At 61.5% G+C, this 18,800-nt stretch carries 18 protein-coding genes and 3 pseudogenes; 9 read left to right on the forward strand and 12 right to left on the reverse strand.

Going from position 1 to position 18,800, the window contains the following annotated elements; translation table 11 throughout:
- The coding region (locus tag AC629_RS46575) for an alpha/beta fold hydrolase (protein WP_084804006.1) at positions 1 to 781 on the forward strand (781 nt) is incomplete at its 5' end.
- Positions 781 to 1,236: a GNAT family N-acetyltransferase gene (locus AC629_RS07025; protein ID WP_084804007.1), complete on the forward strand. Its 456-nt coding sequence runs from the start codon at positions 781 to 783 to the stop codon at positions 1,234 to 1,236. The genes AC629_RS46575 and AC629_RS07025, both read left to right, overlap by 1 nt.
- A 48-nt stretch (positions 1,237 to 1,284) precedes the next feature.
- On the opposite strand, the pseudogene AC629_RS48360 reads toward AC629_RS07025, so the two are convergent.
- Positions 1,285 to 1,658, reverse strand: a pseudogene (locus tag AC629_RS48360) (Tn3 family transposase); the annotation flags it as partial.
- Positions 1,659 to 1,866: 208 nt separating this feature from the next.
- A complete protein-coding gene (argC, locus tag AC629_RS07030; protein ID WP_084804008.1) occupies positions 1,867 to 2,844 on the reverse strand; it encodes an N-acetyl-gamma-glutamyl-phosphate reductase in 978 nt (325 codons plus the stop codon).
- An 84-nt stretch (positions 2,845 to 2,928) separates the two neighbouring features.
- On the opposite strand from argC, the gene AC629_RS49760 reads away from it, so the two are divergent.
- On the forward strand, positions 2,929 to 3,054 hold the full coding sequence (locus tag AC629_RS49760; RefSeq protein WP_283845826.1) for a hypothetical protein: 126 nt from the start codon (positions 2,929 to 2,931) through the stop codon (positions 3,052 to 3,054).
- 43 nt (positions 3,055 to 3,097) lie between these two features.
- Here AC629_RS49760 and AC629_RS07035 read toward each other — a convergent pair whose 3' ends face one another.
- From AC629_RS07035 to AC629_RS07065, 8 genes are all read right to left on the reverse strand, one after another.
- Positions 3,098 to 4,213 (reverse strand): IS630 family transposase, encoded by a 1,116-nt coding sequence (locus AC629_RS07035; RefSeq protein WP_084804035.1) that lies wholly within the window; start codon positions 4,211 to 4,213, stop codon positions 3,098 to 3,100.
- Between the two features lie 462 nt (positions 4,214 to 4,675).
- Positions 4,676 to 5,407 carry an amidase family protein gene (locus tag AC629_RS48365; RefSeq protein WP_245331738.1) on the reverse strand — a complete coding sequence of 244 codons (732 nt, stop codon included), beginning with the start codon at positions 5,405 to 5,407 and terminating at the stop codon, positions 4,676 to 4,678.
- Positions 5,304 to 6,134 carry an amidase gene (locus tag AC629_RS48370; RefSeq protein WP_245331739.1) on the reverse strand — a complete coding sequence of 277 codons (831 nt, stop codon included), beginning with the start codon at positions 6,132 to 6,134 and terminating at the stop codon, positions 5,304 to 5,306. The genes AC629_RS48365 and AC629_RS48370 overlap by 104 nt, the downstream gene beginning before the upstream one ends.
- Positions 6,135 to 6,228: 94 nt before the next feature.
- Positions 6,229 to 7,239 carry a carbon-nitrogen hydrolase family protein gene (locus AC629_RS07045; RefSeq protein WP_084804009.1) on the reverse strand — a complete coding sequence of 337 codons (1,011 nt, stop codon included), beginning with the start codon at positions 7,237 to 7,239 and terminating at the stop codon, positions 6,229 to 6,231.
- Positions 7,239 to 8,792, reverse strand: coding sequence for an amidase (locus tag AC629_RS07050; RefSeq protein WP_084804010.1), 1,554 nt, complete (start codon positions 8,790 to 8,792; stop codon positions 7,239 to 7,241). The genes AC629_RS07045 and AC629_RS07050 overlap by 1 nt, the downstream gene beginning before the upstream one ends.
- 265 nt (positions 8,793 to 9,057) lie before the next feature.
- A complete protein-coding gene (locus tag AC629_RS07055) occupies positions 9,058 to 10,359 on the reverse strand; it encodes a purine-cytosine permease family protein (protein ID WP_084804011.1) in 1,302 nt (433 codons plus the stop codon).
- Between the two features lie 147 nt (positions 10,360 to 10,506).
- The gene (locus AC629_RS07060; RefSeq protein ID WP_084804012.1) at positions 10,507 to 11,400 is read right to left on the reverse strand and encodes a LysR family transcriptional regulator; all 894 of its coding nucleotides are present in this window, start codon (positions 11,398 to 11,400) and stop codon (positions 10,507 to 10,509) included.
- Positions 11,401 to 11,564: 164 nt separating this feature from the next.
- Positions 11,565 to 12,089, reverse strand: a complete 525-nt coding sequence (locus AC629_RS07065; protein WP_084804013.1) for a winged helix-turn-helix transcriptional regulator — start codon at positions 12,087 to 12,089, stop codon at positions 11,565 to 11,567.
- Positions 12,090 to 12,330: 241 nt separating this feature from the next.
- Between AC629_RS07065 and AC629_RS07070 the strand changes: the two are divergent.
- The 4 genes and pseudogenes from AC629_RS07070 to AC629_RS07085 form a co-directional block, all read left to right on the forward strand.
- Positions 12,331 to 12,459: pseudogene (locus AC629_RS07070) on the forward strand (alpha/beta hydrolase); the annotation flags it as partial.
- 71 nt (positions 12,460 to 12,530) lie between these two features.
- Positions 12,531 to 13,484 (forward strand): alpha/beta fold hydrolase, encoded by a 954-nt coding sequence (locus AC629_RS07075; RefSeq protein WP_245331741.1) that lies wholly within the window; start codon positions 12,531 to 12,533, stop codon positions 13,482 to 13,484.
- 135 nt (positions 13,485 to 13,619) lie between these two features.
- Complete coding sequence (locus tag AC629_RS07080) at positions 13,620 to 14,885, forward strand: MFS transporter (protein WP_084804015.1); 1,266 nt, start codon at positions 13,620 to 13,622, stop codon at positions 14,883 to 14,885.
- Between the two features lie 9 nt (positions 14,886 to 14,894).
- Positions 14,895 to 15,320, forward strand: coding sequence for a TSUP family transporter (locus tag AC629_RS07085; RefSeq protein ID WP_084804016.1), 426 nt, complete (start codon positions 14,895 to 14,897; stop codon positions 15,318 to 15,320).
- Positions 15,321 to 15,589: 269 nt separating this feature from the next.
- On the opposite strand, the gene AC629_RS07095 is transcribed toward AC629_RS07085, so the two are convergent.
- Entirely contained in the window at positions 15,590 to 16,183 is a 594-nt protein-coding gene (locus AC629_RS07095; protein WP_084804018.1) for a TetR/AcrR family transcriptional regulator, read from the reverse strand.
- A gap of 86 nt (positions 16,184 to 16,269) precedes the next feature.
- On the opposite strand from AC629_RS07095, the gene AC629_RS07100 reads away from it, so the two are divergent.
- Both AC629_RS07100 and AC629_RS07105 read left to right on the forward strand, forming a co-directional pair.
- Positions 16,270 to 17,085, forward strand: coding sequence for a crotonase/enoyl-CoA hydratase family protein (locus AC629_RS07100; RefSeq protein ID WP_084804019.1), 816 nt, complete (start codon positions 16,270 to 16,272; stop codon positions 17,083 to 17,085).
- Between the two features lie 16 nt (positions 17,086 to 17,101).
- Complete coding sequence (locus AC629_RS07105; RefSeq protein WP_084804020.1) at positions 17,102 to 17,524, forward strand: DUF1330 domain-containing protein; 423 nt, start codon at positions 17,102 to 17,104, stop codon at positions 17,522 to 17,524.
- Positions 17,525 to 17,659: 135 nt separating this feature from the next.
- On the opposite strand, the pseudogene AC629_RS48375 reads toward AC629_RS07105, so the two are convergent.
- Positions 17,660 to 18,182: pseudogene (locus AC629_RS48375) on the reverse strand (transposase); the annotation flags it as partial.
- Positions 18,183 to 18,800 lie beyond the last annotated feature (618 nt).

An 18,800-nucleotide genomic window follows, 5' to 3' on the forward strand; every position in this document is an offset into this window, starting at 1 on the left:
CGAACATCACGACCCGATCTTCGAGCGGCTCACCCGCTGGACACGAGTGATATTGGTCGATCCGCCCGGCTTCGGCTTTTCGACACCTAAGCCCGGCTTTGATTTTTCGCTTCGCGCATTCACCGACGCCTATACCCGGTTGATGCGGGAGCTTGGCGCCGGACCTTACGTGCCCTGCCCCACCTGTACGAATGTCTACCCATGCGCGTTGATCGCGGCCGAACATCCCGATCTGATCAGCCATGCAATTCTGATGCAGGCACTCGATTGGGATAAAGAGCGAATCTGGACAAGCAAGATCGTCGACCCCAATGGCGATCTTGCGAGGCCCTACACCGGTCAGGAGCTGATCTATCGTACCCGCGGGAGTGCCGCCGCGAACTGGTATCCGAACGCAGTCGGTGATTCGAGGCACCACGAATCATTCCTTCGCCAGGCCTGCACATGCTTCGACCACGGCGGCAACTTCTGTCTCGCATCGTTGATTCAAGCCTGGTTCGGGCCAGAGGCTGCTACACCCGTATTCCCGCCATTTCACCAACCGACACTCACGATCTGGGGCATGAACGACCGCTCCCATCGTAGGAGCGACAAACGCTCGCTGCTTGCTATTGCCCCCCACGCACGCCTGATCGAACGTGAGGGCATCGGACATTTCCCGGAAATCGAGGATCCGGTCTGGTTCGAGGGGATACTAAGGGAATTTTTGACAGGGATTGATGCCGGGAGCGGGCGCAATCTTAAACCAAGCATCCCACAGCCTCTGATGCGAGACCATTGATGTCGTCCGAACTCACCTTACGAGACTTCGGCCCGAATGATCGGCGTCGATGCGCTCTAATCCTCGCCGAGGCGGGCCAGCAGGTATTCTTCTGGGCAGAGTGGCCGTCCTTCGACGACGACAAGTTTAATCAGGTTACCGCCGAAGAGACTATTTACGTCGCTGAAGAGGCAGGCATTGTAGTTGGCTTCGTTACTGTCTATGAGCCAGATGACTTTTTACACCACCTGTATATCCACCCAACTGCTTCCCGCCGGGGCATCGGAACTGCACTACTGAATTTAGCTCTACACCGGCATGGAGGCTATCTGAAATTGAAATGCCAAGCGCGCAACACATCAGCCAGAGCGTTCTATCGCCGTGCGGGATGGATTGAGGATCTCGACATTGGCGGGACCGACGAATTAGGAGGCTGGTTATTTATCCGCAGCCCTGCTGCAGGCCCAACCATGTAGAGGATCCGACCGAGTACGGGTAACCTGAAGATACGTGTAAAAACCGGACAAGGGCAGTTCGAACGGCAGGGGCTTCGGAACGAGCGGGTCCGGCAAATCCTCCATTTCGAGGCCCTATTTTCCGAAGCGTCGAGTATTTTTGCGCATATAGGGGCTGGTCGAGGCGACGAGTTCGGCCGTGACGGGGTGACCGTCGGTGACATGGCTGAGAGCACCTCGGTCAGATCGGCGACATTGGAGAGCACGATCGTGTTGGCAACGAGGGTGGCGTATTCGAGCTGCTTCTCCTGCTCAACAGGGTCGCCGCTCTTGATGACCGGGCCGCCGAAGGTGATCCAATCGAGGAAATCGTTGAAGGACTAGATCTTGGTTGTCTCGGAACGGATGGTCCGACGGATCTGCGAATCGGAGATGTAGCGCAGCTCGCCGGCCTCCTCACTCTTGTGACCGGTTTTTACACATATCTTCAGGTTACCCGACTATCACTCTCGCAATCTTGAGCAGCAGGCCATGCCGGCCTGACTCAAGCCAACCAGCCTCCTCGAAACCCGGGGCGGTTCAGTCCGTGAACTGGGGTCAACATCAACTTCGGACAGGCAAACGACGGACAACACGGACTCGCAAAAGATCTCACGGCCAAACAGGTACGCCGTCCAGCCCTGCGGTTTCTGGCAGGCCGCAGATCAGGTTCGCATTCTGCACCGCCTGACCGGCCGCTCCCTTGCCGAGATTGTCGACCACGCCCATCGCGATCACCAAGCTGCGCTCTGGATCGGCCGCATAACTGACGAACGCGATGTTCGAGCCGGTAGCCCATTTGGTCTGCGGCGGCTTGTCGGTCACGCGGATGAACGCCCGCCCGGCGTAGAAGCGACGGGCCGCGTCCAAGCACTGGCTCGTGGTGGCACGGCCGCGGCAGTACATGGTGACGAGAACGCCGCGGGTCATCGGCACCAAGTGTGGCGTGAACACCAACCCGGCCGCGCTGCCGCCACTCAGCCGCTCGATCGTCTTGGCGATCTCGGGCATGTGGACGTGCTTGAGCAGACCGTAGGGCACCAAGTTCTCGTTGCTCTCGGCGTAGCCGAACTTGCTGTCGGCGCCGCCCCGACCGGCACCGGAGATGCCAGTCTTGGCGTCGATCACGATGTTGCCAGGCTCGATCAGCTTGTTGACCAGCAACGGCGCCAGCGCGTTCAGCGTCGCCGCCGGGAAGCAGCCGGGGTTGGCGACGCGGGTCTGACCCTCGATCTGGGCTGGCCAGACGTCGGCCAGGCCGTACGCCCAACCCTCGACGTAGCGGTGGTCGCCGCCGATGTCGACGATCTTCACGTCCTTGGGGACGCGCGCCAGCGCCTCGGCCGAGGCGCCCGTGGGCAGCGTTGCGAACAGCACGTCGAGCTTCGGCAGGGTCACAGGGTCCCACTTCTCGATCACCAGCTCTGCCAGCTTGGCCGGCACGCCAGGGAAGCGGTCCACCAGCCGGCTGCCGGCGCTGCCCTCGCCTGCGGCGTAGACTAGCTCGAAAGACGGGTGGCTCGCGACCAGGCGCATCGCCTCGCCGCCGCCAAAACCGCTGATCCCGACAATGCCGACGCGAATGCTCATGGTGGTGTCCTACTCTGGAGTGAGCGAAAAAGTTTAGCAAACTCGCGCTGCCGGCGCGGCGCGCTCAGGCCGCAAGCGGGTTCCATGAACAACAGCCAATTGCGTAGATCGTCGGGCATGTCAACCGACCCGGTCGCGATGGGGATCCCAGCGGCTGTCGAGGCGCTGCGCCAGTACTGGATGCCGATCCGCTACAAACGCGCTCGTTGATCGCTGCCGACGTGGAAGCTCATGCCGCTTACTGAAGAGGCAGCTAGTGTCCTGAACCAGAAATTCGCGACATTACGATGCCTCGTCTTGAGTATTGGTATCGGCAGAAGCGTTCGATGGAGGCGAGGATGTCGTCGGCGGACTTGGTCCATTTGAATGGCTTGGTGTCGGCATTGTGATCACTGATGAAGTCCATAATGTCTGCGCGCAGAGCTTGAGCGCTGCGATAGATGCCGCGCCGGATCTTTTTGTCAGTGATGAGCACGAAGAAGCGCTCGACCTGATTGAGCCAGGACGAGCTGGTGGGCGTGAGATGGACATGCCAGCGCGGCCGTTTGGCGAGCCAGTTGCGGATCAGTGGAGCCTTGTGCGTGGCGTAGTTGCCCAAGACGAGATGGACATCGAGACCGCGCGGGACGGCGGCCTCGATCTCGTCGAGGAACTTGCGGAACTCTGCGGCACGGTGGCAGGAATAGCATTTGCCAATGACCTTGCCTGTCGCAATGTCGAGCGCCGCGAAGAGCGAGGTCGTGCCGTGGCGCGTGTAGTCGTGGCTGCGCCGTGCGGGCTGACCGGGGCGCATGGGCAACATGGGCTGGCTGCGGTCGAGCGCCTGGATTTGGGACTTCTCGTCCACACACGGGACGACGGCATGCTGGGGCGGAGAGACGTAGAGACCAACCACATCGCGCACCTTGGCCACAAAATCCGGGTCGGTCGAGAGCTTGAACGTCTCCGTTCGATGAGGCTGCAAACCGAAGGCTCGCCAGATGCGCTGCACGCTTGAGACCGACAGCCCGCTTTCCTTCGCCATACCGCGCGAGCTCCAGTGGATTGCATCCCTTGGAAGGCGTTCCAAGGTTTTCACGATGGTGGCTTCGATGCGCGCATCATCAATCGTCCGAGGGGTTCCGGACCTTGGCTCGTCGCGCAGGCCCTCCAGGCGGTCCTGTACAAAGCGCCGACGCCACTTGCCGACCGTCATCTCGACTACACCGAGCCTCGCCGCCACCTCCTTGTTCTGGCTGCCTTCCGCACAGGTCAGAACAATCCGGGCCCGCAACGCCAGGGCTTGGGCCGTCTTGCGGCGGCCCGCCAGCGCCTTCAGTTCAGCCCGCTCCTCATCGCTCAGGATCAGGGGTGCTAGTTGCCGCGCCATCGAATGCTCCATCGCTATTACCACGAAAAAACATGGCACAGCGATGCGACTCTGACGCGAATCTAATGATGCGAACTTGTGACTCGGGACACTGGCGACTCGCATGATCGTGAATATCCATGCCGTAAACGGCATGAATGGTCCTGGCAAAGTTTCGAGTTGAATTGGACTCCGAACAAGTCTGGCCAATACTACTTGCTGTCACGCGCATTCGATCCTTGCGGGGCTATTCAGCCGCCGGCGGACGCCAGAAATTGTGTCCACGAAGTTCGAATTACTGATGGTTTCGCAGATCATCGCCGATCAAGCCTTCTGTGAACTCGCGATCATTGACCTGACAGATATTGCAGAAACCGCGGCGCCGCCAACTATATGGTCAAGCGGCCGAAGGCGCCGCCCGGCGTCTGCTTGAGTGCGCGCTCGCGAAGCTGCAAGCCAGGCAGCGCCAAGCCCTCCGAAGTGTCAGAGCCCCAGCTGACCGATGAGAGGTGGCCACATGTGCGACCAGGGGCGCGCCCGCTCAAAAGCTCCTGAGGCTTTGAGCACGGTTTCTTCATCGAGATGACGGCCGACAATCTGAAGCCCGACCGGAAGGCCGTCCTTCGTGAAGCCCGCCGGAACGGTGGCGGTGGGCTGGCCGGTCAGATTGGTCGGGAATGTGAAGCACATCCACTCGGTCGAACGCACCATCCGCCCCTCAATGATCTCAGGTCCCTGCGTGTGCACCGGAAACGCCGGCACAGCCAGCGTCGGCGTCAGCAACAAATCGTACTTCGCCATGAACCGCCACATCACATTGTAGAGCTTCTTTCGGCTGGCGGCGGCATCCGTGAAATTTTCCGCCGCCCACGGATGGGACAGCAGATCGACGAGATGAGGGGACATCTCCTTCTCGCGGCCCTTCATCATCTGCCGCATGCCGGACAGGTCGGTATCCGCCGCCATCTGCGCCCAGAAGGCGGGAAGCGGGTCGTCCCAGCCGGGGTTGGCCCGCTCCACCGTGCAGCCGAGATCGCTCTCAAACGCGGCAACAGCATCTGCCACCACGCGACGCACTTCGGGGTCGACCGCGGCATAGCCCCAGTCTTCGCTATAGGCGACGCGCAGCCCGCTGATGTCGCCCTTGGTCGCCTCGACATAGTCGTACGAGGCGGCCGGGATCGAGTGGCGGTCGCGGGGGGTCTGGACCTGCAATAACGTTCAGCATCAGCGCGGCGTCGGCAACTGTGCGGCTCAGCGGCCCGATATGCTCCAGCGATTCCCAACTCGACAGCCCTGGGTAGCGTTCGTCCCGGCAACCGGGATAGAGCGGCACACGCCCCATCGACGGCTTGATGCCGAACAAACCGCAATGCGCCGCCGGAATCCGTACCGAGCCTCCGCCATCGCTGCCGATTGAGAACGGACCCACACCCGCCGCAACGGCTGCGCCGGCACCGGCGCTCGAGCCACCGGGCGTCAGCGCCGTATTCCACGGATTGCGCGTGGTCTCGAAAACAGGATTGTGGCCGACACCGCTATAGCCCAGCTCGGGAACGTTGGTCTTGCCGATGATCACGGCGCCCGCAGCCTTCAACCGCTCCACCACGATATCGTCCTCGTCGGGGACGAAGTCCCGGTAGAGTTGGGAGCCCATCGCCGTCGGAATCCCCTTAGTCGCGATCAGGTCCTTGATGCCGATCGGCACCCCAGCCAGGACGCCCGCATCTTCGCCCGCCGCGATCTTGACATCGACCGCGCGCGCCGCGGCCCGCGCCACGTCGGGCGTCGGCGTGCAGAATGCATGCAGATGCGGCTCGACGATGTCCATGCGCCGGAGGACGGCCTCCGTCACCTCGCCCGCGGACAATTCCCTGGATTTGACCTTTGCCGCAATAGTGCGCGCCTCCATGCGGCAAATCTCGTTGTCCGTGCTCGTCATCGAATAACTCCTCACATGATATGCGACCGCGCCTCGGTCGATGCCGGGCCCGATAGAGGGCCCCGCGGTCGGTCATCGGCATCCAGGACGTGGGTCAGATCGCGTCGTTCGTCTCGGCCAGTCGCGCGGCTTCCTCCTCGCGGCGAGAGGTCGTGCGGCCGGCCCGCCCATCCCGCTCTCCCGCGAGAACAACCGGAACACGGGACGTCTCGTCAACCTGCAAGCGGAACACATCCGGCCGCGCATAATGCCCCACCACATCGAAATCGAACTTGGCGCGCGCGATTTCGCCTCGGTCGATGTCGGCGTAGAGAACTGCCGGCCCGTCGAAATTCGGCCCCGCAAGAATCTCTCCCATGGGCGAGTAGATCACGCTCCCGCCACGCATTAAGACGGTGGAAGGATCATTGCCCTGCACTGCGGCATAGTCCGGCGGGCAGTCGCCGCGGGTGAGATGCTGACAGGCGGAAAGAACGAAGCAGCGTCCTTCGAGCGCGACATGCTGCATCGTCGACTGCCAACTGTCGGGATCGACGGCCGTCGGTGCACAATAGATCTGGATTCCTTTGGCATACATGGCCATCCGCAGCAGCGGCATATAGTTTTCCCAGCAGATGACGCTCCCGATCTTCCCGATCGGCGTATCGAAGACAGGCAGCGTGGACCCATCGCCAAAACCCCAGATCAGTCGTTCCATCGCGGTCGGCATCAGCTTGCGATGCTTGCCGAGCAGCGTGCCCCGAGGGTCAAACGTCAGCACAGTGCAGTAGAGCGTGCCGCCGTCCTGCTCCACGACACCGATAACAAGATAGACCCCCGCATCGCTCGCATGCTGCCCGAGGGCCGCGGTATCCTTGCTGGGAACCTCGATCGCACCCTCGAAGTAGCGCTGGAAATCGCGGCGCCCCTCCGGGGTTCGGCTGCCAATCCTGGCGCCGAAGTCGAGGCCCTTTGGATAGGCCGAGACGAAGGCTTCCGGAAAGACGACCAGCTTTGCCCCGCCTGCCGCAGCCTTGCGAACCAGATCTCCGACCTTCCGGATGGTCGCGGCCGGATTGAACAGCACGGGGCAATCCTGCACCACTGCCACACGTGACACCGACATCAGATAGTCTCCTTGCGCTTGCGACCACCGCTCGACTGACCGAATTCGAACCCGCCGGCCTGCTCGAAACTATGCGCGGCCCTCAGGAGCGTCGCCTCATCCCAGTGTCGCCCGCTCAGCATGAGACCGACCGGCAACCCGTCGCTGAAGCCACAGGGAAGCGAGATCGATGGATGATGGGTACTGTTAAACGGCGCGCAGTTGCCAAGCATCTCATGCGCCCGCTGCATATACTCCTCCCGGCTCGCATCCACCGCCGGCAACCTCGTCGCCTTCAGCGGGACGGTCGGCATCAAGAGGAGATCGTACTTCGCCAGAACGGCGTCATACGCGGCGCGCAACTGGCGCATCAGGTTCATCGCCTTGCCATAGTAGCGCAGCCCATGCCGGCGACGCACATAGGTTCCAACCAACGTGAACAGTTTTGTCGATTCGGACAGCTCATCCGCCCGCTCCCGCCAGCGACGTTGATGATCCATCAATCCGGTCACATAGAGATCGTTGCGACTGGCGCCGTACGCGTCCCCCCACATCATCGTGTGCGTCAGCCCGTCGATTGCAATCGGCCCCCACAGCGAAATGCCGAGACGATGCATCGGGATCGACACCTCACGCACTGTCGCGCCAAGCGACTGGAAGAGCTCCGCCGCATTCCGCACACGCTGATCGACATCAGGTTCGGAGTTGGGCCAGCCGAACCCTTCCGTCACGACCGCGATCTTCATCCCCTCAACCCCACCATCCAGCTGCTCGGAATACGCGGGCACGCTCCGCCCCACATCCTGACGGGCATCGAAGCCATCAGGACCGGCGATGACCTGCAACATCAGCGCGGCATCGCGGACGGTCCGGGTCATGGGGCCGGCGTGATCAACCGTCGGCTCGATCGGCATGATCCCGGTATAGGGCACGAGGCCGAACGTTGGCTTAAGACCGACCACGCCTGAATAGGCCGCCGGCATGCGGATGGATCCACCCTGATCGCCGCCGATGGCCATGTCGACCTCGCCGAGAGCGACCACGACCGCACTTCCCGACGACGATCCGCCCGCGGAGTAGCCCATGCGATGGGGATTGTGAACGGGCCCCTTGCTGCCGGTGTGGCTGTTGCCCGTCAGGCAATAGTATTCGCAATGCGACTTGCCGGCGATTCTCGCTCCCGCGTCCAGGAGGCGCGTCACGAGGGTCGCATCGATATCAGGAACATACCCTTCGAGGATCGATGCGCCATTCATCATGGGGACGCCGGCGACCATCACGTTGTCCTTGATGGCGACCGACTTTCCACTCAGCAAGCCCCGCGGGGCACCGTGAATGTCCGTCTTGACGTACCACGCATTGTGCCGGTTCTCCTCCGTCGACGGGAGCCGGCCCGGCGTGCGCGGATATTTGATCTCCGGAAGGTAATCAGGCAGGGCGTCGACCACGTTATAGGCGTCGATGTGCCCCTTCATCAGTCCGATAAACGATTGGACGTCGGACTCGGAGAGCGAGAGGCCGAGGTCCGCGGCAGTATCCCGCAATGCAGCCGGCGTCGGTACCCTCACGGTCATAGCTCTCTCCTCATTGTTGGAAACGGACATCCCGCCGCACGCCCGCCCGGCCCACCGCCCCGGTCTCCGCTCTGTCATGTCCGACCGCCCGCAAAGTGCGGGAGGCCCCCGAGCCACGAACCTAGATGGGCAGGAGACGGCATAGAACTGCTGAAGTGGCTACGACCCGTTCGCAGAATGCGAACACGCCTGGGCCAACCTCGAACAGAGTGCTTGGGGATCAATCGACGGCGAAATCGTCATCGCCGGCGACAGCGAGACCCCGTTATGCTCGTGCGATTGCAAAATAGACAACGGCGGCCACGACAGCAGCCGATATCGCAGTCGACAGCCCCGGCATCAGATATTCGACGGCAAAGGCACACGCGGATCCGGCGGCCCAAGCGATGAACGCCGGCAGACGCCACTCCGCGTCCGCGCGGGCATCCGGCCGCAGCACATACTGATCGACCAGGATCACCGCCCCGATCGGCGGGACGACAATGCCGAGAAGCGACAGCCACTGAATGAAGAAGCCCCAGACGTTTCCTGCCGCGACGACAATGCCGATGGCTCCGAGAACGATCGTCATCACGCGCATGTTCGAGCCGAGGATGCGCGACCAACCCGTCCCTGCGTTGTAAAGGCAGTGCGAACAGACCGACCCCAGGTTGGCGTAGAGAAAGATGCAGGCGAGCACGTTGAGCCAGAACAGCTGCTTGCTGCTGAGATAGCCGAACATGTTGTCGGCGCCGAACGGATTGGCATCGGGCACCGCCAGCGCCGCCGTCATGACGCCGCCCACGAGCATCGCAAAGAGAATGCCGAACGGGAATGCGCCGAGCGTGGAGATCAGCGAGGCGCGAGGATTGGGCGCCCACCGGTTGAAATCGGCCGCCACGGTCCCGGCATCGGCAAACAGGGCGAGGACGACAGTCAGCCCGACGCCGATCGACATGCTGGCAGCCCCATTTCGGCCCGCATAATCGAAGATCGCGGATACGGTCGTCGTCGACGCCGCGTCGACCGCAACCCAGAGGCCAAGACCCACAAACAGCGGCACGGATGCGATACCGATCCAATGCAGGCCCTTGACGCCAACAAACGTGATCCCGATGTAAAGAATGCCTGCGATGATCGACATCGCGACATAGTTCAGGCCGTAGGTCGAGCTCACCAGCGCCGCGGTAATTCCAACCTGCACCGCATACCAGCCGAGCAGCAGGGTTGACAGCAACCCCGACGCCAGCACGTAGCCGCGTCTGCCGAACACGACGCTCGCGATCAGCGCGAAGTTCGTGCCACGTCTCGTCCCGATCATCCCCAGCGCCGCGACATACGCGAACATCATGACGTTGCCGAGAACCATGGCCATCAGCGCATTCCTGAATCCCATCCCCAGCACCAACAGCGATCCCGTCATCGCCGCGGTGATGACCATGGGAAAGCCGAGCCAGATCATGGTGATCGAGAATGCATTCCGCCTGGCACTCAGCGGAACGGGCACGTGCTCATACTCGCTCCCCAGGACGTCATCCAACGTATCGTCGGTCCCCTGAATGGCGGTCGTATTTGCATCGCTGCCCATTGTCGCTCCTCGCCGGCCCCTCGCACCGATCATTCGAATGTCGTCGGAGCTCGTTGGGCAGGCATCTAAGGAGCGCAGCGAATGGCGGTCCATTGCCGAGATGTCTACGCCCCGTTCGCAAGGTGCGAACACGGGAACGCGAGAAGGCTAGAGATCGGCGATTCGTTGCTGAAGGAGCTTGAGGAAAGCGATCGCGGCGCGAGGCAGCTCTCGACCGCGACGCACGCAGAGCGCGACAGTGGCCCGCTTCAGACTGACGTCCGAGAACGGAATGGCGACGAGCTCACCGAGTTCACATTCCTGGCGGGCCGCGAACCCAGGAACGATCGCGACACCATAGCCGCGCTTTGCGAACATCTTCGCCATCTCGATGGCATTGACTGTGACGGCGGAGGGAACGACCAGCTGCGCATTGTGAAACGCCTTTTCGAGCAGTCGGCGCGTTCCGAACGACGGATCGAGCATCGCGATTTCGAAGCCCTGGAGATCTTCCAGCGAGAGCTCGCGCCTGTCCGCCAATGGATGCCGAGGCGACGTCACGGCGACAATCTCCTTGCGCAACTTCGCGACTACCCGCACGTCGATATTCGCAGACAGATTGAATCCGACCCCGATGTCCGCATCGTCCCGAACAAGGGCTTCGATGACGCGGGCGTTGCCCGCGGCCACGACATCGAACGTGACGGCGGGATACTGTCCCCTGAACTCCGCGATCGCCGGAAACAGATAGCTGGCGACCGCCCCTTCGACCGAGTACAAACGTACGTGCCCCCGCCGCAGTCCACGGATCTCGTCGATCTCCGCTCGCGCAAGATCGATGTCCCGCATCGTCCGCTGGGCATATTTGAGGAACACGGCACCCTCGGCCGTCAAGCTCATTCCATCATTCTTGCGCTCGAACAACTTGACCCCGAGACGGTGCTCGAGGTTCGCGATCTGCCGGCTGATGGCGGAGGGAGCGATATTGAGGTGTTCCGAGGCCTGCCGAACAGACCCCGTTCGCACGATTTCCAGGAACTGGGACAAAGTGCCGAGTTGCATGTCTTACCGACCAATTTCATCTCGCGGAGAGGTTCGGCGCTGCCTCTCGAACATCCGCTACGCACTCATATTGTCGAAGGAGATCAATACGCGACCCACTCTGGAAGCCTAGGTTGCGCTCGCATAGCACCTGTGGCTTTTGCCGTGAGGTCCACGCCGACAGATTATCCGCTTTCGGGGCCCCGCCCGCTATTTCGAGCGCCTCCGCTTCGCCCAGGTTTGCTCCGCGCTTTTGCCGGAGAAACAGGGGGCGAACGTACGACCGTATCTTCTGGACCCAGGACACGCCCGTCCTGTGATCGGAGCTCCAGTCTGCGAACCGGCAGGCCGGCCTTCCTGTCGACCAGAAGCACATGCGCCTCGTCGGGCTCGAAGAAGAAATCCTCGCCCCACTGCCTGAGCGCGACAAGAAGCGGAAACAGGCCCCGCCCCTTCTCTGTCAGGACGTACTCCTGGTAGGGAGTGCCATCAGAAGCAGGGACCGAATCTATGATGCCGTGCGCCACGAGATTGCGCAGGCGGGCTGCCAGAATGTTCTTCGCCAGTCCGAGATTCCTCTGAAATTCTCCAAATCGGCGCAGGCCATCGAAGGCGTCGCGAATAATCAGCAGCGACCACCAGTCTCCGATGGCGTCCAGCGGCCTGGCCACGCCACACATCGAGTGCATGTGGCTTATTCTTTTGGCCATCTCGATACGGTCTCCCTCGCCCCGCCCCTACTCCGTCAGTTCAGCCTTCGGCCACGCTACCCGGCCGGGCCGCAGCTTCGCCTTCTACCGAAACATAGTGGTTGCAATTAAAAACCTCAAGCGCTACAGCAGTCCTGGTTGCTAATTAAAACCACATATCCTGCAGCGCGCGGACAAGGAGATATGTATGACGCACTACCGCACTGTCGACATTGATGGGCTCAAGATCTTCTATCGCGAGCCGTATCGGCGGGACCTGCCTAAAGCAGACCTCAAACTGCTGGATACAGGACACTTCGCGCTTGAAGAACAAGGCGATGTCATCGCCGCGCACATCCGCCGATTTGCGGCTTCCCTCTCTTCCCTCTAGAGAAATCGCCAGGCGGCAACCGCCGCTTGGCGCCAAAACCGCGGGTAGCGAGCCGATCGCCTGCCAAGCGCATGGCGCATGCGACCCGCTCATTCAAAGCGAGCGCTCCTATGATTCGATCCGACGCCACGTTCGGTGACACCTTTCCGTTTGCACCGCATTTCACCGCCGCCCCCGGCTTCCAGATGCACTATGTCGACGAAGGGCCTAGGGACGGTGAGGTCGTGCTGTGCCTGCACGGCGAGCCCACCTGGGGCTATCTGTTCCGACACCTCATTGCCACGTTGAGTCAAACGCATCGTGTGGTGGCTCCAGATCACATGGGGTTCGGAAAGAGCGAGACGCCGCCCGATCGCAGCTATTGGCTGCAGGACCATATCGACAATTTGGAGCGGTTCGTTCTCGCGCTTGAGCTCAGCGGGATCACCCTCGTGATGCACGATTTCGGCGGCCCCGTCGGCATGGGGTTTGCCGCCCGGCATCCGGATCGCATTCGTCGGATCATCTCGGTCAACGCACCTACGCCGTTCGGACAGTCCGACCTCCTCGAACGCGTGACGGCGAATGCCGCACACTCGCCCTGGTTCCAATGGATCATGAAAGCCTCTGCCGACGGCAGCCTCGAACCAGTGCTTGGGCAGCTCGGCTACAACATTCTGAGTACGTTGAAGCTCAACGGCTTCGAGAACAACACGATCGTCACTGATACCTGGCTCGCCGCCTATGGCGCGCCCTTCGCGACTCCGGCTGATTGCCTCGGCGCAATCGGCTGGGCGAAAGGGTTCGCAACCGGCGCGCACAGGTTCGAGATCCCCGATCCTGCGGCTGACCGCGCCATTCGGGCGAAGCCTGCACTGGCCATCTGGGGCGAGGCAGATCGCACGCTCCAGGCAGAGCACTTTCTACCGCTCTTCAGCACCATTTTTCCCACCGGGGCCGTCAAGCGTGTCGTTGCCGCAGGCCATTACTCCCTTGAGGACGCCCCGGAGGCGATCGTTGTCCTGATCTGGGACTTTATCCGGTAGCCCCAGTCACAGCGCTCTCCATCTCGTTCGAGCCGAGGGTTCGGCTGTCGAACTCGAAAAGCGCTGAAAAGATGCCGCGCGGACGACTAATTGTCCGACGCATGGTTGCAATTTAAAACCTGTAAGGCGAGATTCATGTCTCTAGAAGGTAGGGCAGTCGCGGACGGTGGCAAAACAGCAAACTTTACATTTGAGGCTGCAGAGGCCGACGCCTCGCCTGCAACTGCGAGGTTATCTCGCGGCGTGGCCCTGCTGTTCGCGGTCGCCTGTGGTCTTGCCGTCGCCAACGTCTATTATGCCCAGCCCCTGCTCGACACTATCGCTGACGAGTTCGGAATCAGCCATGCGACGGTCGGGCTCGTCATCACCATCACCCAGATCGGCTACGGGCTCGGGCTTCTCCTGCTGGTGCCGCTGGGCGATTTTCTGAACAGGCGGGGCCTGATCGTTGGCCAGTCGCTGCTCTCCGTCTTGGCGCTTCTTTCAGTCGCCCTGGCGCCGAACGGCACGATTCTGCTCGCCAGCATGGGTGCCGTGGGCCTGCTCGCCGTCGTCACTCAGGTGCTCGTGGCCTACGCGGCCGCTCTTGCGCATCCATGCGAGCGCGGCAGCGTCGTCGGCACTGTTACCAGCGGCATTATCATCGGCATTCTGCTCGCCCGTACCATCTCCGGCACGTTATCGGATCTCTTCGGTTGGCGATCGGTCTACATTGTCTCGGCCGCAGCGACGCTCGTCGTGGTCGTCGCGCTGGCCAAAGTGCTGCCGCGGCAAGAGGAGCGCAGAACGTCCATGCCCTATACGCGGCTCATCGGGTCGGTGTTCACACTGTTCATCGAAGAGCCTGTGCTGATTACCCGCGCAGTTCTCGCGCTCCTGATCTTCACGGCCATCACGATCCTATGGACGCCCATGGTGCTACCACTCAGCGCGCCACCGTTCTCTTTGTCACACACTGAAATAGGCCTGTTCGGTCTCGCTGGCGCAATGGGCGCTGTTGGTGCGGCTAGCGCAGGCCGTCTTGCCGATCGTGGGCACGCGCAACGCATCACTGGCATCGCGCTCGCGATCATGCTCGTCTCCTGGCTGCCGATCGCGCTGCTGTCCCACTCCCTGTGGGGGCTCATCATCGGCGTCGTCACCATCGACTACGGACTTCAGGCGGTGCATGTCTCCAATCAGAGCCTAATCTACCGCGTACGGCCCGAAGCGCGCAGCAGGCTGACCGCCGGTTACATGATCTTTTATTCGGCCGGCTGTGCCACGGGGTCAATTGTGTCGACTCTCGTCTACGCCCAAGCCGCCTGGACTGGTGTGTGCGTCGTAGGGGGTGCGATCAGCGCGGCCGCCTTCGTCTTTTGGGCTCTGACAAGGCATCTCACGCCAGCGTCGGCAGGTTGAGCTTTCAAGTTGACTTTCGAACTGTGCCATATCTGTTACGTCGTAGCAGCGTCGGAACATGGAAGTATCCTCGGCGCAGCGCGGGCGTTGAATGCGCGTGGGTCGGCGGTTAAGCGCCGATGCGCGACGGGCGTTTTCGTCATTCCCGCCGTTCCATGTCTCGGCTCTCTCGGACTGGAGCGAGATGATCTGGTTCAAGCGCTTGGCTTGTCCTTCAACGTCTCCACGTTGCCGCTGGCAGCAGGTTTGACCTGGCACGGCGCTCTGCCCACAGGAGTCGCAGGCGCTTCGTTGTTAGCGCTCGTACCGGCACTCGCCGGCATGCTGTTTGGCGGCTGGCTTTGCGCTCGGGTCAGTCCCGAAACTTTTCGCGTGATCTTTTTCGCCGGCCTATTGCTGCTGGGTGGCGAACTCTTCTCGCGCGGCCTGGCTTGAATACACATCACCATTGAACTGGCATGCATTTGCGGAGGCACACATGAAAGGACGGACCACATCGCTGGATACTAGTCTGACGCTCCTGGCCGTCGCTATTATTCTAGCTCTGCTCGATGTTGCGGTGGCCACACAACGATCAACGTCCACGCAGCCTGAAGCGTCCACGTTGGTCCGAAATGTTACTCTCGCGCCCAAGACCGAGCAGTGCGCTCCTGCTCTCCCGCCGGAGCTCCGCGACATGATCGGGCGCGATTGAAAGCAACCGCCTAATTAGCAGCATCGGCCGGCGGAACGCGCGATCTAATCAGCACAGCAGCGGCATGCCCAGCCGCCTCGACGTAATCGGCGTTGCGATGAATCAGCATAGTGGAGAACGCGCCATCCATAAGAAGGACGATTTCGCGAGCAAGCGTCTTCGGCTCCAAGAGCCCGCGGTTGGCCATCTCATCGGCCAGCCAGCTCTCGAAGTTGGCCTTGTGCCTCGCTCCAACCTTGATGGCGGGATGCCCCGGCATAGCAGCGAGCTCGGCGGCGGTGCGCAGAAAACCGCACCCCTTCCACTTCGGGTGACGCGCGACGCGCGCCAAATTGGAGAAGATCGCCTGCACCTTTCGGTCCGGACCGCCCTCCTCAGACTCGAACCAGCCGGCCATTTGCTTCAGATTTGGTTGATCCCGTGCATCAAGATAGGCGGCGATCAAATCGTCTTTGCTTTGGAAATGATAGTAGAGCGTGCGTTTGGTCAGTCCGGCCTTTTCGGCCACCGCATCCACACTGACACGACCGATGCCTTCCGCATAGAAGAGCTTCGTCGCGGCGTCGATGATGCGCTTGCGTGTCGGATTCAGGGCGTCGGGCATGCTGTCTTGTATACCGACTAGTGAATGTACACAAGCTGCGAGCAAGATAATCATCCTCGTCAGGTACCCACCAGAAGGGAAGTCCCATGACAGATCTCGTGTTGTCTGAATACGGCGACGCAATCGCCACTCTCACTCTCAACCGTCCCGAAAAGCTTAATGCGCTGAGCTACGCGCTCATCGACCGTCTCATGGAATTACTCGATGCCATCGAGACCGATGATGCAGTTCACGCGGTCATCCTCACCGGGGCGGGCGACCGCGCGTTCTCGGCCGGCGCCGACATCCGCGAATTCTCGCAGAGCGTGGCACGCGGCGCTGACGTAGCCCTGCGTGACTTCGTCATGCGCGGCCAGCGTCTAACTGCCCGCCTCGAAGCGTTCCCAAAGCCCGTCATCGCTGCCGTCAACGGGCTCGCCTTCGGTGGTGGTTGCGAAATCACAGAGGCAGTACCTCTTGCCATCGCCAGCGAACGCGCCTCCTTCGCCAAACCGGAAATCAATATCGGTATGCCGCCGACCTTCGGTGGAACGCAGCGACTGCCCCGACTTGCCGGACGCAAACGTGCGCTCGAACTGTTGCTGACAGGCGATGTATTCACGCCGCAGAGGGCTGCGGAGTTCGGCCTCGTCAATCAGATCGTGGCGCACGACGATCTTCTGCCAGCGGCACGCGACTTGGCGAAGCGCATACTTCGGCATTCGCCGCTGGCCGCAGCGAGCATCCTCAGAGCCGTGACACGCGGTGTCAATCTGAGCATTGCCGAGGGGCTTCTGGTCGAAGGCGAGCAATTCGCCCGAATGGCGCCAACCGCAGACCTACGCGAGGGCCTCGATGCCTGGATGGCGCGCCGCAAGCCAAACTATCCAGGCTCCTGGTCGCTCAACGCAGCCGTCAAGTAATCGAGGAAGCATTGCCATGGGATTTACGACTTTCTCCCGCGAGACCTTCGCCGCTTTCCGCGCCAGTGATCGACCGGGACCGGTGCACATGCTCAACTTGATCCGCCTACACAGCTTCGCTCGCTATCCCGACGGCCGAGATGCCACGGGCGCGGACGCCTATGCGAATTACGGCCGGATCAGCGCTCCGGTGCTCGCCCGTCTCGGGGGCCGAATTGCCTGGCGAGGTAATTTCGAGCTCGGGATGGTTGGTCCCGAAGATGAACGATGGGACATCTGCTTCATTGCGGAGTACCCGAGCCCTGGCGCCTTTGCACAAATGCTTCGCGATCCCATCTATCGCGAAGCGATGGAACATCGGCTTGCGGCGGTGGCTGACAGCCGGCTGATCCGCCTGGGAGTCATGGCTAATGGTACAAGCTTCCACGGCGCGACTTAAGATGAACAGGAGGCGCCGGTGCAGCACAGAGCGATACGTTAAGACTGCGGGGGCGCCGATGTCCGCTAAGGGTCTTGGCTGTGTAAAAACGGTCTTAGAGGGCGTCGGTCCAGGAAGATAGGAGCCGCGGGTGTCTCAGGCCGCGATCGCGGCGATCAGCGGCTTGATCCCGACGATGTTCATCACCCGTGTCAGGTTATAGGCCAGGGTCGAGAGCGCCATTTCAGCGGCTACCTTTGGGAGCGTTTTGGTGAGGAAGTGTGTCGCTCCCAAGCGCGCCTTCATCGTCCCGAACGGATGCTCGACCGTCTCTCGACGCTGGCGCACGGCTTGTGGGTTGGCATCAAGGCGCTGCTGCACGGCTTCGAGCAGATGCTCATGCTCCCAGCCTCCTCCTCTCCTCGAAGTCCTGCTTGCCGAAGCGGTCATCCGACTTGGCACCCGACGTCTGCGGCTTGGGCAGAGTTACGGTGATGCCGGCTTCGTGGCACGCGAGGAGCTCCAGGCTGCTGAAGTAGCCGCGATCGGCAACCTCCTCGAGCGTCTCGGTCTTGAGAACGGCCTCCGCCTGTCTGGCCATATTGCCCAGTTGCGCCCGATCTGAGCCGCTGTTCGTGACCTCGTGCGCCACAATCAGATGGTGCTCGGTATCCACCGCACGTGAAAGGTAAATATTACGATTCACTTTTGACTCGCGCGCTTCGTGTCTCGCTGGAGATCGCTTGCAAGAACATCTCTGCTTGATTCCAGACAGGCAATGCGTTCCCTCGATGCCGCCTATTTCACTCGTTAGGGTCGCGCAAACCTCGTCGCAGAGTTCGAGTTCGGGACGGTCGTTCAGCACGCAGGGAAGCAAAGTGCGGATCGTGGCGAGTTTGAGGCCAGCACCGCTGCCTTCGCCGGACGATTTGTTCTTCGGCCGGGCCATAATCTCGATAACCGGAGTCTCGCCGAGCCGGCTGCAATCCCTTCTTCATAATAGCGCAGCATCCGCACGCTGGACGCTGTGCGGCGCGACAATTCTCCGATCTTCATCCTGGGGCGCTCTTTCACTTGTCGTCTTCGCGCTGATCTCGACGATCACGCTCGCGATGCCGCCCGGAACAGCTTTCACCCGATGTCCTGCGCTGCTTCGGTCGCATCGTGCCCCCCGACGCGGCCAGGGAAATCATGCTTTGCCGAGGAGGGGAATCTTAAAATCAAATCGCAAGGTTCCGCGACCGCAACGCAAAACCTTGCGATTCAGAACCGGCTTTCGCGCCGGAAAAGTGGCTCT

Origin of the sequence: Bradyrhizobium sp. NAS80.1 (assembly GCF_001908205.1) — a bacterium.
In the GTDB taxonomy this organism is placed as follows: domain Bacteria; phylum Pseudomonadota; class Alphaproteobacteria; order Rhizobiales; family Xanthobacteraceae; genus Bradyrhizobium.